Raw genomic sequence first — 12,525 nt, forward strand, 5'->3', positions numbered from 1 at the left:
GCGCGTACGGGACGCGCGGGCGGCGGGGTCAGGACTCGGCGGAGACGATGTCGAGCGCGCGCGCCAGGTCGTCCGGGTACGGGCTCTCGAACTCGACCCAGTCGCCCCGCGCCGGGTGCTCGAAGCCGAGCCGCGCGGCGTGCAGCCACTGGCGCCGGAGGCCGAGGCGCTCGGCGAGGACGGGATCGGCGCCGTAGGCGAGGTCGCCCGCGCACGGGTGCCGGATCGCGGACATGTGCACCCTGATCTGGTGCGTGCGGCCCGTCTCCAGGTCGATGTCGAGGAGCGTGGCCGCGCGGAACGCCTCGACGGTGTCGTAGTGCGTCACCGACGGCTTGCCGCCCGCGACCACCGCGAACCGGCCGTCGCCGGACGGGTGGCGGTCGATCGGGGCGTCGACCGTCCCGCGGAACGGGTCGGGATGCCCCTGCACGAGGGCCCGGTAGCGCTTGTCGATGCGGCGTTCCTTGAAGGCCCGCTTGAGCCGCGAGTAGGCGATCTCGCTCTTGGCGACGACCATCGCGCCGGTCGTGTTGGCGTCGAGGCGGTGCACGATGCCCTGGCGTTCGGCCGCGCCGCTCGTGGCGATCGTGTGCCCGGCGCCGAGCAGCCCGCCGAGAACCGTCTGCCCCGTCCAGCCCGTGGTCGGGTGGGCGGCGACGCCGACGGGCTTGTCGACCACCACGATGTCGTCGTCCTCGTACAGCACGCCCATGCCGGGGACCGGCTCGGCGACCGGGACCGGCGCCGAGGGCGGCGGCGGGAGGGTCACCTCCAGCCAGGCGCCCGCCTGGAGCCGTTCGGACTTGGCGACCTCCTGGCCGTCGAGGAGCACGTCGCCCGCCGCGATGATGTCGGCCGCGCGCCCGCGCGAGAGGCCGAACAGGCGGGCGAGGGCCGCGTCGACCCGTTCGCCCTCCAGCCCGTCGGGGACGGGCATACTGCGCACGTCCGCCATCAGCTCTTCTCCCCGGCCGGCCGCTCCTCGCCCGCCGGGCGTTCCGGAGCGGCCTCGGGCCCGCCGCCGGAGACCGGCTCGCGCTCGGGCTCCTGACCGGCCGGACGTTCCGCACCGCCAAGGGGCCCGTCGGCGGGCTCGTCAACGGGCTCGTCGGCGGAGGGGCGCGCGACCGCCGGGGCCGCGCCGTCCTTCGCCTCGGAGACCTCGGCCGGGGGCTCGGCGGGGGCCTCCTCCTTGCCGGTGACCCGGGTGCCGTCGATCTGGAGGCCGCGCGCCGCCAGCAGGACGGCCAGCACGCCGCCGCAGACGATCGCCGAGTCGGCCAGGTTGAACACCGGCCAGTGCGGCAGCTCGATCCAGTCGACGACGTGGCCCTTCAGCGGCGCGGGCGCGCGCAGCAGCCGGTCGGTGAGGTTGCCGAACGCGCCGCCCAGCATCAGGCCGAGGCAGACCGCCCAGGGCAGGCTCCGCAGGTTGCGGGCCGTGCGCAGGATGGCGACGACCACCCCGCACGCGATCACCGTGAAGATCAGGGTGTAGCCGGTGCCGATCGAGAACGCCGCGCCGCTGTTGCGCGTCTCGCGCAGCGTCAGCAGGCCCCCGAGGAGCCGGACGGGGGGCTCGTCCTGGAGGGCGGCCACGATGACGGCCTTGGACACGACGTCGAGCGCGTAGGCGGCCACCGCCACCAGGACCAGCACGCCGACGCGGCGCGGCCGAGGAGATCCCGTGGATCCCTCGGCCCCGCGCTGTGGGTTCGTTGAGTCGCTCAGCGACGTTCCTCGCGTTGTTTGCATGTCACACACAGGGTCGCACGCGGGAACGCTTGCAGGCGCGCCTTGCCGATCGGCCGGGCACAGGATTCGCATATCCCGTACGTGCCGGCGTCCATCCGGTGGACGGCCCGCTCGTTCTGCGCGAGCAGGTCCTGGGAATTGTAGGACAGGGCCAGCTCGTGCTCGCGCTGGTAGGTCTTGGCGCCCGCGTCGGCCTGGTCGTCGCCCGCGCCGTCGTTGGAGTCGCCGAGCGCGATCTGGCTGGCCGACGCCGCGATCTCCTTGCGGAACGCGGCGATCTCCCGTTCCAGCCCGGTGCGGACCTCGGCGAGCTCGGCGCTCGTCCAGCGCTCCTCGCCCTCGCGGACGGGCAGCTCGGCGGCCGTGGCCGGCGCGCCCGCCGCGGCCTGCGCGGGCACCCCGCCCGCCGCGGACGCCTTGCGACCCGCCGCCTGCTTGCCCTTGGCGGCCCGCTTGGCGGGCTTCGCCCCCGCACCCCGCCCGGTCTCCGCGACGGCCTCGACCGTCTCAGTCATCTCCGCCGTCTCGACCGCCTCGACCGCCTCCGCCGCGTCGGCGGCGGCCCTCGACTTCGCGGATTTCGACGCCTTGCCGCCCTTCGCCGATGCCTTGGACTTCGCGGATCCGGCGGCGGTCCTTCCCGACGGCTTGGCGGCGGGCGTTTTCGGCGCCGGTCCCTTGGCCGACGGTGACTTCTTCGCCGGGCGCGCTCCGCGGGTCTTCTTCTCCCCCGAGGGCGCCTTGCCTCTCCCCGCGCCGGCCATCTCGGCCCCCCTCGCGCTGATCTCCTCGACAGGCAGTGCGGGCAGCATAAGTCCCCTTTCACGGCACGGCAAACAACCTGGGTGCGTTACACGCCGCATATGCCCCGTCACCGATCGGAGAGAAACCCCGCCCATGGCGAAATCTCGAAAAGGAGCCGGGCCGCACGCGCCACGCCCGTCCCCGCCGTACCGGTAACGGGAAGAGAACCGTCGCCGGGTACGTTAATCTCGGTCAGTAGTCGGCACGGCCCTGACGGGGACACCTGCCGCCGTACGCAGCGATGAGCGACCCGGGGACGGTGCGAGCCCGGGGGCGAGCCCGGCGGTCTGATCACCCCTGAGCCGCCGGAAGAACCGCCCCGCCCGTCCGCGCGGGGCGCGGTAGACCCGGCAGCCGAAGACGAACGAAGCGGATCCCGCCGCACGAGGCGGGGTCAAGGAGGGTGGTACCGCGGGACCGGCCCCTCCGGCTGGCGCCGACGCGCGCCGCCGGAACGAGCCGCCGTCTCGTCCCTCCGGTCCACGTGCAGTCCCACGTCGATCCGGAGGTCCGTCCACCGTGAGCCGTCAGTTCAGGCCGCTGCCCGCGCAGGTCGATCTGCCCGCCCTGGAGCGGGACATGCTGCGCCGCTGGCAGGACAGCAAGGTGTTCGAGCGGTCGCTGGAGCGCACCGCGTCCGGCCCCCGCTGGATGTTCTACGAGGGCCCGCCCACCGCGAACGGGCTGCCCGGCGTGCACCACGTCGAGGCCCGCGCGTTCAAGGACGTCTTCCCGCGCTTCAAGACGATGAAGGGCTACCACGTCCCCCGCAAGGGCGGCTGGGACTGCCACGGCCTGCCCGTCGAGGTCGCGGTGGAGAAGGAGCTCGGCCTCACCGGCAAGAAGGACATCGAGGAGTACGGCGTCGCGGAGTTCAACGACCGCTGCCGCGAGTCGGTGCAGCGGCACGTCGGCGCCTTCCAGGAGATGTCCGACCGGATGGGCTACTGGGTCGACACCGAGCAGGCGTACTGGACGATGAACCCCGACTACGTCGAGTCGGTCTGGTGGTCGCTGAAGGTCGTCTTCGACAAGGGCCTGCTGTTCCGCGACTTCCGCATCACCCCGTACTGCCCGCGCTGCGGCACCGGCCTGTCCGACCACGAGCTGGGCCAGCCCGGCGGGTACGAGACGGTGACGAGCCCGTCGGTGTACGTGCGGATGCCGGTGGCCGGCGACGGCCCGCTCGCCGAGCTCGGCGCGTCCCTGCTCATCTGGACGACGACGCCCTGGACGCTGGTGTCCAACACCGCCGTGGCCGTCCACCCGGACGTCACCTACGTCGCGGCGCGCCCGGCGGGCTCCGGCGAGGTGCTCGTCGTCGCCGAGCCGCTGGTCGACCAGGTCCTCGGCGAGGGCGCCGAACGGCTCGCGACGTTCCGGGGGACCGAGCTGGAGCGCACCCCGTACCGGCGGCCGTTCGACCTCGTCGACATCCCGGACGCGCACTACGTCGTCCTCGGCGACTACGTGACCGTCGAGGACGGCACGGGCCTGGTCCACCAGGCGCCCGCGTTCGGCGCGGACGACATGACCGTCTGCAAGAACTACGGGATGCCGATCGTCAACCCGATCGGGCCCGACGGGCGCTTCCTGGCGACCGTCCCCATGGTCGGCGGGAAGTTCTTCAAGGACGCCGACGAGTCGCTGACCGACGACCTGCGCGCGCGCGGGCTGCTGTACCGGGGCGACCACTTCGAGCACAGCTACCCGCACTGCTGGCGCTGCCACACCCCGCTGCTCTACTACGCGCTCCCCGCCTGGTACATCCGCACCACGCAGATCAAGGACCGGCTGCTGGAGGAGAACGAGAGGACCAACTGGTACCCCGAGAACGTCAAGCACGGCCGCTACGGCGAGTGGCTCCGCAACAACGTCGACTGGTCGCTCTCGCGCAGCCGCTACTGGGGCACGCCCCTGCCGCTGTGGATGTGCGGCGAGGACGAGGAGCACGTCACCTGCGTCGGCTCGCTCAAGGAGCTGGGCGAGCTCGCCGGTAAGGACCTGTCCTCGCTCGACCCGCACCGCCCGTACGTGGACGACGTGACGCTGCCCTGCCCCCGGTGCGGGGCGGAGGCGAGGCGCGTCCCCGACGTGATCGACGCCTGGTACGACTCGGGCTCCATGCCGTTCGCCCAGTGGGGCGCCCCGCACCGCGGCAACGAGATGTTCGAGCAGACCTACCCCGCCCAGTACATCTGCGAGGCGCAGGACCAGACGCGCGGCTGGTTCTACTCGCTGATGGCCGTCGGCACGCTGGTGTTCGACCGGTCGTCGTACGAGAACGTCCTGTGCCTCGGCCTGATCCTCGCCGAGGACGGCCGCAAGATGAGCAAGCACCTCGGCAACGTGCTGCGGCCCATCCCGCTGATGGACGAGCACGGCGCCGACGCGCTCCGCTGGTTCATGCTGGCCGGCGGGCTGCCGTGGGCGTCGCGGCGGGTCGGCCCCGGCGCGCTGGAGGAGATCGTCCGCAAGGTGCTCCTCACCTACTGGAACACCGCGTCGTTCTTCGTCCTGTACGCCAACGCCGCCGCCGCGCAGGGCCGCGCCTGGACGCCGGACCGCCTCGCCGAGGCCCCGGCGCCCGCCGACCGGCCGCTGCTCGACCGCTGGGCGCTCGCCGAGCTGCACCGCACGGTCAAGGAGGTGGACGAGGCGCTGGAGGGCTTCGACACCGCCGCCGCCGGGCGCCGCCTCGCCGAGTTCGTCGACGACCTGTCCAACTGGTACGTCCGGCGGTCGCGCCGCCGCTTCTGGGAGGGGCCCGAGACGCCCGAGGGCGCCGCGGCGTTCGCCACGCTCTACGAGTGCCTGGAGACGCTGACGCGGCTGATGGCGCCGATGGTGCCGTTCGTCACCGACCACGTCTGGGACGTGCTCCGGCAGGACGGCGCGCCCGAGTCGGTGCACCTCGCCGAATGGCCCGCCGTCCGCGAGGACCTGCTCGACGCGGGCCTCACCGCCCAGATGGCGCTGGTCCGCCGCCTGGTCGAGCTCGGCCGGTCGGCGCGCGCGGCGTCCGGCGTCCGGACCCGGCAGCCGCTCGGCCGCGCCCTCGTCGGCGCGGCCGGCTGGACCGCGCTGCCCGCCGAGCTGCGCGGCCAGATCTCCGACGAGCTGAACGTCCTGGCGTTCGAGGAGCTGGCCTCGATCGGCGGCGATCTGGTCGAGTACGAGGTCAAGCCCAACTTCCGGGAGCTCGGCAAGCGGTACGCCAAGGACACCCCGAAGGTCGCGAAGGCCGTCACCGCGCAGGACCCGTCCGCCCTGGTCGCCGCCCTGCGCGGCGGGGACGGCGCGCGGGTGGAGGTCGACGGCCTCGGCCCGGTCGCCCTCGGCCCGGACGACGTGATCGTCACCGAGCGGCCCCGTTCGGGCTGGGCGGTGGAGAGCGCGGCGGGCGAGACGGTGGCGCTCGACCTCACGGTCACGCCCGAGCTGCGCCGCGCGGGCCTCGTCCGCGAGGCCGTACGGCTCGTCCAGGACGGCCGCAAGTCGTCCGGCCTGGAGGTCACCGACCGGATCGAGCTGTGGTGGGAGGCCGCGGGCGACGACCTCGCCGAGGCCCTGCGCTCCCACGGCGCCGAGCTCGCCGGCGAGGTCCTCGCGACGTCGGTCCGGGAGGGCCGCCCGGCCGAGGGCGAGCCGTTCCGCGACGACGAGCTCGGCCTCGCGTTCTGGATCCGCAAGGCCGCGTGACGCTCCGAGGGCCCCGCCAGGGAACGGGCGGGGCCCTCAGGGATCATGGCGTAAGGGCTTCTTCACGACACATCGCGTTTGCGATGATGTCGGGGTGAACCTTCCAGAACCCCCCTCGTCCGGGCCGGAGCCGCCGTCCGCCCGCCTCCGGGCGTCCGACGCCGACCGGGACCAGGTGGCCGACCGCCTGCGCGAGGCCCTCGCCGAAGGCCGCATCACGCCGGAGGAGCACGCCGAGCGCATCGACGCGGTGTACCGGGCCAAGACGTACGCCGACCTCGAACCCGTCCTGCACGACCTGCCCGGCGCCGCGGGCGCCCCCGGCCCCTCCGCCCCGGCGGCCGCGCCCAAGGTCAGCCTCGACAAGGACGCCGCCCCGCCCCCGGTCGCGCAGTCCCCGACGATGGTCGCGGTCTTCTCCGGGGCCGTCCGCAAGGGCCGCTGGCTGGCCGAGCCGCACACCAACATCACCTGCGTTTTCGGCGGCGTCGAGCTTGACTTCCGCGAGGCGGTCCTGTCGCAGCGCGAGATCACCCTGAACATCAGCTGCCTGTTCGGCGGCGTGGACATCACGGTCCCGCCCGGCGTGCGCGTCGTGAACAGCGGCAACGCGGTCTTCGGCGGGCACGACATCGTCGGCGACGACACCGCCGACCCCGAGGCGCCCGTGATCCGGCTGACCGGGCTCGTGCTCTTCGGCGGCGTCAGCGTCAAGCGCCGCGAAGCGGGCGGTACGCGCGCCGACCGCCGCCGCGAACGCCACGAGCTGCACCACAGGCTGCGCGAGCAACGGCACGCCCTGCACGAGGAGCACCACGCGCTCCGCGAGGAGCACCGGCAGCTCCGCGACGCCCGCCGGGACCACCTGCGGGCCATGCGCGACCAGCGCCGCCGCCGGGCCTGACCGGATCCGGCCGCCGCACCGGACGGGAGGGTACGGCGCGCTGGAGGGCGGCGCGAGGCCCGATCCCGCGCCGCCTTGGACGGAACACGGAGACGGCCGCCCCCCCATGGGCGCGGCCGTCTCGTTCGTCGTCGTTCGCCGTCGTTCGTCGCGGCTCGGTCCGCGGCTCAGTCGCGGGCGTGCTCGCGGTCGGGCTGGCACACCAGGCACGGGGTGCAGCCGCGCGCCTTCGCCTCGCTGCGGGACAGGGACTCCAGGTCGTCGGCCTCGTCGCCGATGTCCTCGATCAGCGCGCAGTCGATGCGGTGGTAGCGCTTGGTGCCGCTCAGGATGCGCACCTGGGGCTCGTCCTCGGCCCCGGCGGGCCCGGCGCTCGCGGACCCCGGCTCGGCGGGCTCCGCGGGCTCGGCGGGAGCGGGTGTGGGTGCGGCGTGCTTCGCGCCGGAGGACGGGGCGGGCTCGGGGCTCGCGGGAGCGGCCTCGCGGGGACGCGGCGCGGCGGCGGGCGGCGGGACGTCCAGCGGAGCCGTGCCGGTGGCGTCGGACGGCCCGGATTCGGCCGTTGCCGCCTTCTCGCCCGCGGAGGCTGGCTCGGAGTCGTCCTTGCCGGTTTCCGGCTTCTGCGTGGACGTGGAGGCGGCTCCGGCCACCGGCAGGTCGGTCGCGGTGGGCTCGGGCTTGCGGGCGCCGCCGGGCAGGCCCCAGGCGGACGGCAGCGAGGCCCCGGACACGCCGGAGGCGGACGCACCGGACGGCTGGGAAGGCTGGGAAGGCTCGGACGGATTCGGCGCCGCCGGCTCCTGCCGGGGCTGCTCCGCAGGCTCGGGCTTGCTCTCCTGGACGGGCGGTTCGGCGGTCTTGGCGGTCTCGGGCTTCGGCGCCGGGGCCGTGGGGCTCTCCGGCGCGAAGGGCGCGGGCTGAGCGGGCTTCGCGAGGCTCGGCGACGCGGGCTCCTTGGGAGCGGAAGGCGCGGCCGGCTGCTTGGAAGCGGCGGGCGGGGCGGGCGGCGCGGAGGCGAACGCCGACGACGCCTGGGACCCGGAGGACGAGGCGCCGGAGGACGAGGCGGGCTTGGACGGCAGCGGCGCCGTCGCACCGGAGGCCGTACCCGACGAGCCCGCGCCGGACGAAGCCGTACCGGACGGGGAGGCCGTACCGGTCGGGGAGGTCGTACCGGAGGAGGAACCGCGTTCCCGCGCCGCCGCGGGGACCGACACCGCGGCGCGCGCCGCCAGGGCGGTGTCGGGCATGCAGGCGGTGCAGGAGCTGAAGCCCTCTTCCTTGGCCTCGGCGTAGGTCAGTTCCTCGGTGTCACGCCCGGCGAGCTGCCGGCAGGTGCTCAGGTGGTAGCGCTTGCGCCCGCGGACGACCTGCACGAGGGCGTCGGAGGGGACGTCGGCCGGCTGGGCCGGGATCTCCACCTCGTCGTCGGCCTTGCCGGCGGCGGGGGACGCGACGGGAGCGGTCTCGGCGGTCTCCGCGGAGCCCTTCGCCGGAACGGCCGGCGGCACCGTGATCTTGGCCTTGCGGCCCTTGCGGCCCTTCTTGGCGGCGGGGGTCGTCGCCCCCACCCCCCACAGGTCCTTGCGGCGCAGGAACACCCCGATCGCCAGGCACAGCGCCGAGACGATGCTGACCGCGATCGAAATGTAGATCACGACCAGCGCGTCCAGGCCGAACACCTGTGCGCTGTCTCCGTTGCCCGCGACGATTCCGGCGACCAGCAGCGCGATCGCCACCACCACGAGGACGCCACTCAGGATGATCACTAGGGTCTCTCCCTCTAACGAGCCGCACGCCTCCGGGGCCGTCGTCCCGGCGCGGAGATCGACCGCCGGCGTCTCCGGAACGCCGCCGGGATGGCGGCGATGCCATCCGCGGCGCGGCGATCGGAGAAGACACTATCGCCTGCGGAGCGGGCCTCAGCGCCTCTCGTGCGGCGGGTTGTCGCCGCCCGCGTGGAACGCGCCGGTGGCGGAGTGCTGAACCTGCTGGGCGTGCTGCGCGGGCTCGGCCGGCGGCGGGAACGGCGTCGCGCCCGTCGGGTTGGAGCCCTGCCCGGTGGCGGCGCCGTTGCGGTTCTCGCCGGTGGGGGCGTGCGGGATGGCGTTCTGCGGTCCGGTCTGGGGGCCGGACTGCATGGAGCCGCCGCCGGGGGCCGGGAACGCGCCGGTCTCGGTGCTGCCGGCCTCCAGGTCGCGGAGCTGGCCCTCCAGGTAGACCTTCAGCCGGCTGCGGTACTCGCGCTCGAACGCGCGCAGGTTGTCGACCTCGCGTTCGAGCTCCTCGCGCTGCTGCACGAGCGAGCCCATGACCTGGCGGTGCCGCTCCTGGGCGTCGCGGTCGAGGGCCTCGGCGCGGGAGCGGGCCTCGCTGACGATCTGGTCGGCCTGGCGGCGGGCCTTGCCGAGGATCTCCTCGGCCTCGCGGCGGGCGCGGCCGAGGGTCTCGTCGGCCTCCCGGCGGGCGTCGGCGATCGCCTGGTCGGCGGTCTGCTGCGCCAGCGCGAGCACGCGCGCGGCGGTGTCCATGTTGTCCTCGCCCGTGGGGGCGGCCGTCATGCCGAGGCCGCCGAGCGCCAGCTCGGGCTCGGGCTTCGGCTGCTGCTGCGGCTCGGGCCGGGGGGGCTCGGGGATCTGCTGCACGTCGGGCTTCGGCTCGACGATCGGGGCGGCCATGGCGGGAACCTTGCCGCGAAGGCACTCGGCCAGCTTGGCCCGGAGCTCCTCGTTCTCCTGGATGAGGCGGTCGAGCTCGGCCTCGACCTCGTCGAGGAAGGCGTCCACCTCCTCCTCGTCGTACCCCGGCCTCAGCCTGGTGGTACTGAACTGCTTGTTCCGCACATCGGCGGGTGTCAGCGGCATGTTCGTCTCCTTGGCGCGCTTGGAGTCTGTCCCAAAGGACGGTATCCGATCAGAGCCTCTGCACGAAGATGATCATGACCCAGACCACAAGGATGAGCAAGGTGAAGCTGAGGTCCAACGCCACGTTACCCAGACGTATCGGCGGGATGAAACGCCTCAGCAGTTTCAGTGGCGGATCGGTGATGGTGTAGGTCGCCTCGGCGATCACGAGCACCACCCCCCGAGGCCGCCACTGTCGGGCGAACGACTGGAGCACCTCCAGGATCAGCCTCCCGATGAGGAACAGGAGGAAGATGTAGAGGACGTACTGCAGTACGAGTCCAACGATGTTCACGGACACTCTCGCATGTGGCTGTCAGCTTTGGTTGAAGAACCCTCGTTCTGCCATCCGGGCCTTGTCCTCGGCCGTCACCTCCACGTTGGCCGGCGACAGCAGGAACACCTTGTTGGTAACACGCTCGATGCTCCCGTGCAGGCCGAACACCAGACCCGCCGCGAAGTCGACCAGACGCTTGGCGTCGCTGTCGACCATCTCGGTCAGGTTCATGATGACCGGCGTGCCCTCCCGGAAGTGCTCCCCGATGGTCCTTGCCTCGTTGTAGGTCCTTGGGTGCAGCGTAGTGATGCGCGCAAGGTCGGTGGTACCCGACTCGTAGAGCGCCACGGAGCGTCGCTCGGTGGCCGACGCGGCGTGATGATCGCGATCGCGGTCCGCCGTCTCCTCGGCTCGGGTAAGCTGACCGCCGGATTCGTCCTCACGACGGCGCCCCTGACCGGGGTCGGCCTCCTCGTCGTAGACCTCGTACTCGTCGTACTCGTCGTACTTGCCGTACTTGTCGTCGTAGCGGTCGTCCTCCACAAGGCCGAGGTAGACCGCCATCTTGCGCATCGCGCTGGCCATACGCCCCTCCGTCGTCCTGTGGCCGCGGCACCCGGCGCGTCGGCGCCGCCGTCGGACTCTTCCGCCGATGTGGCCCGCCGTTTCGGCAGGTACCACTGGGGGGACATTACCTGACGATTGCCCGTCGGCCGCCGAGCAACGCCGTACCGATCCGCAGGTGTGTCGCGCCACACGCGATCGCCTGCTCCAGATCGCCGCTCATCCCCGCCGACATGACGTCCGCCTCGGGGTGCGCGTCGCGCAGGCCGGCCGCCACCTCCGCCAGCCTCTGGAACGCCGGGAGCGAGTCGGCGCCGAGCGGCGCGACGGCCATCACGCCCTTCAGCTCCAGGCCCTCGGCCGCGGCGATCGCGTCCGCGAGCTCCGGCACGTCGTCCGGCGCGGCCCCGCCGCGGTCCTCCGCCTCGTCCAGCGACACCTGGACCAGGCAGCGCAGGGTGCGCTCGGACCGCACGGCGGCCGACGACAGGGCGCCGACGAGCTTGACCCGGTCGACCGACTGGACGACGTCGGCGTACCCGGCCACCGAACGCGCCTTGTTGGTCTGGAGCTGGCCGACGAAATGCCAGGTCAGCGACAGGTCGGAGGTCTCGGTGGCCTTGGGCCTGGCCTCCTGGTCGCGGTTCTCGGCGACGTCGGTCACGCCGAGCGCGGCCAGGTGCCGCACGTCGGACGGCGGGAACGTCTTGCTCACCGCGATCAGCGTGATCTGCGACGCGTCCCGCCCGGCGGCGGCGCACGCCTCGCCGATCCGCTTGCGGACGTCGTCGAGGTTGGCGGCGATCTCCTCGCGCCGCGCCTCCCCCTCGTTCACCGCGACTCCAGCCAGACGAAGCCCGCGAACCGGCCGGTGCGGCCGTCGCGGCGGTACGAGAACAGGCCGGGCGTCTCGATCGTGCAGCGCGGGTCGGCGCGCACGTCGGCCACCCCCGCCTCGGCGAGCTGCGCGGCGACGCCCGCGCGGATGTCGAGGCCCGGCGTGCCCTTGGCCGTGGTGGCGCGGGCGGCCGGGACGAGCGCGGCGACCTCGTCGCGCATCTCCGCCGGGACCTCGTAGCAGCCGCCGCACGCGGCGGGCCCGATGGCCGCGGCGGTGCGGCCCGGCTCCGCGCCGTGCTCGCGCATCCGTTCGACCAGGGCGGGGACGACGCCGGCGGCCGTGCCGGGACGGCCCGAGTGCGCCGCGCCGACGACGCCCGCGACGGGGTCGGCGAGCAGGACGGGCGCGCAGTCGGCGACCAGGACGGCGAGAGCGAGGCCCGGGACGGTCGTCACGATCGCGTCGACCGGCGGGAGGTCCTCGCCGGGGCGCTCGACGAACGCCACGTCGGCGCCGTGCACCTGCCGCATCCAGACCGTGCGGGCGGGGTCGAGGCCGAGCGCGGCGGCGGCCCGCGCCCGGTTGCCGCGGACGGCGGCCGGGTCGTCGCCGACCGCGCCGCCGAGGTTGAGGGAGTCGAACGGGGCGGCGCTCGTCCCGCCGGCGCGCGCGGTGAAGGCCGCGCCGACGCCGTCGCCCAGAGGGACGCGGGTGATCGCGCCGGGCCCGGGGCCGGGCGGGGTCGAGGGCACCGGGGCGCTCGGATCGCTTG

The 12,525-nt window shown here is 73.8% G+C and carries 11 protein-coding genes; 2 read left to right on the forward strand and 9 right to left on the reverse strand.

Annotated features, from left to right (window positions below):
• Positions 1–28 precede the first annotated feature (28 nt).
• The 3 genes from GEV43_RS00795 to GEV43_RS49045 form a co-directional block, all read right to left on the reverse strand.
• Complete coding sequence (locus tag GEV43_RS00795; RefSeq protein ID WP_160819067.1) at positions 29–958, reverse strand: RluA family pseudouridine synthase; 930 nt, start codon at positions 956–958, stop codon at positions 29–31.
• Positions 958–1,662: a signal peptidase II gene (locus tag GEV43_RS00800; RefSeq protein WP_309239372.1), complete on the reverse strand. Its 705-nt coding sequence runs from the start codon at positions 1,660–1,662 to the stop codon at positions 958–960. Before GEV43_RS00800 ends, GEV43_RS00795 begins: the two co-directional genes overlap by 1 nt.
• A gap of 68 nt (positions 1,663–1,730) precedes the next feature.
• Positions 1,731–2,156 carry a TraR/DksA family transcriptional regulator gene (locus GEV43_RS49045; protein WP_309239987.1) on the reverse strand — a complete coding sequence of 142 codons (426 nt, stop codon included), beginning with the start codon at positions 2,154–2,156 and terminating at the stop codon, positions 1,731–1,733.
• A 925-nt stretch (positions 2,157–3,081) separates the two neighbouring features.
• Between GEV43_RS49045 and ileS the strand changes: the two genes are divergently transcribed.
• Positions 3,082–6,264: an isoleucine--tRNA ligase gene (gene ileS, locus GEV43_RS00810; protein ID WP_160819068.1), complete on the forward strand. Its 3,183-nt coding sequence runs from the start codon at positions 3,082–3,084 to the stop codon at positions 6,262–6,264.
• A 94-nt stretch (positions 6,265–6,358) separates the two neighbouring features.
• Positions 6,359–7,168 carry a DUF1707 domain-containing protein gene (locus GEV43_RS00815; RefSeq protein WP_160819069.1) on the forward strand — a complete coding sequence of 270 codons (810 nt, stop codon included), beginning with the start codon at positions 6,359–6,361 and terminating at the stop codon, positions 7,166–7,168.
• A 167-nt stretch (positions 7,169–7,335) separates the two neighbouring features.
• On the opposite strand, the gene GEV43_RS00820 is transcribed toward GEV43_RS00815, so the two are convergent.
• From GEV43_RS00820 to pgeF, 6 genes are all read right to left on the reverse strand, one after another.
• Complete coding sequence (locus GEV43_RS00820; RefSeq protein WP_160819070.1) at positions 7,336–8,937, reverse strand: hypothetical protein; 1,602 nt, start codon at positions 8,935–8,937, stop codon at positions 7,336–7,338.
• A gap of 153 nt (positions 8,938–9,090) precedes the next feature.
• Complete coding sequence (locus GEV43_RS00825) at positions 9,091–10,032, reverse strand: DivIVA domain-containing protein (RefSeq protein ID WP_160819071.1); 942 nt, start codon at positions 10,030–10,032, stop codon at positions 9,091–9,093.
• Between the two features lie 49 nt (positions 10,033–10,081).
• Positions 10,082–10,366, reverse strand: coding sequence for a YggT family protein (locus GEV43_RS00830; protein WP_160824202.1), 285 nt, complete (start codon positions 10,364–10,366; stop codon positions 10,082–10,084).
• Positions 10,367–10,387: 21 nt separating this feature from the next.
• Positions 10,388–10,933, reverse strand: coding sequence for a cell division protein SepF (locus GEV43_RS00835; RefSeq protein ID WP_160819072.1), 546 nt, complete (start codon positions 10,931–10,933; stop codon positions 10,388–10,390).
• Positions 10,934–11,039: 106 nt separating this feature from the next.
• Positions 11,040–11,747 (reverse strand): YggS family pyridoxal phosphate-dependent enzyme, encoded by a 708-nt coding sequence (locus GEV43_RS00840; RefSeq protein WP_160819073.1) that lies wholly within the window; start codon positions 11,745–11,747, stop codon positions 11,040–11,042.
• Entirely contained in the window at positions 11,744–12,469 is a 726-nt protein-coding gene (gene pgeF, locus GEV43_RS00845) for a peptidoglycan editing factor PgeF (protein WP_309239988.1), read from the reverse strand. Before pgeF ends, GEV43_RS00840 begins: the two co-directional genes overlap by 4 nt.
• Between the last annotated feature and the right edge of the window lie 56 nt (positions 12,470–12,525).

The organism is Actinomadura sp. J1-007, from assembly GCF_009793335.1.
Classification (GTDB): domain Bacteria; phylum Actinomycetota; class Actinomycetes; order Streptosporangiales; family Streptosporangiaceae; genus Spirillospora; species Spirillospora yumaensis.

Bases quoted from the DNA above. Each gene is read 5' to 3' on its own strand.
- GEV43_RS00795 (WP_160819067.1), bottom strand. From the start codon at position 958: ATGGCGGACGTGCGCAGTATGCCCGTCCCCGACGGGCTGGAGGGCGAA.
- GEV43_RS00835 (WP_160819072.1), bottom strand. From the start codon at position 10,933: ATGGCCAGCGCGATGCGCAAGATGGCGGTCTACCTCGGCCTTGTGGAG.
- GEV43_RS00825 (WP_160819071.1), bottom strand. From the start codon at position 10,032: ATGCCGCTGACACCCGCCGATGTGCGGAACAAGCAGTTCAGTACCACC.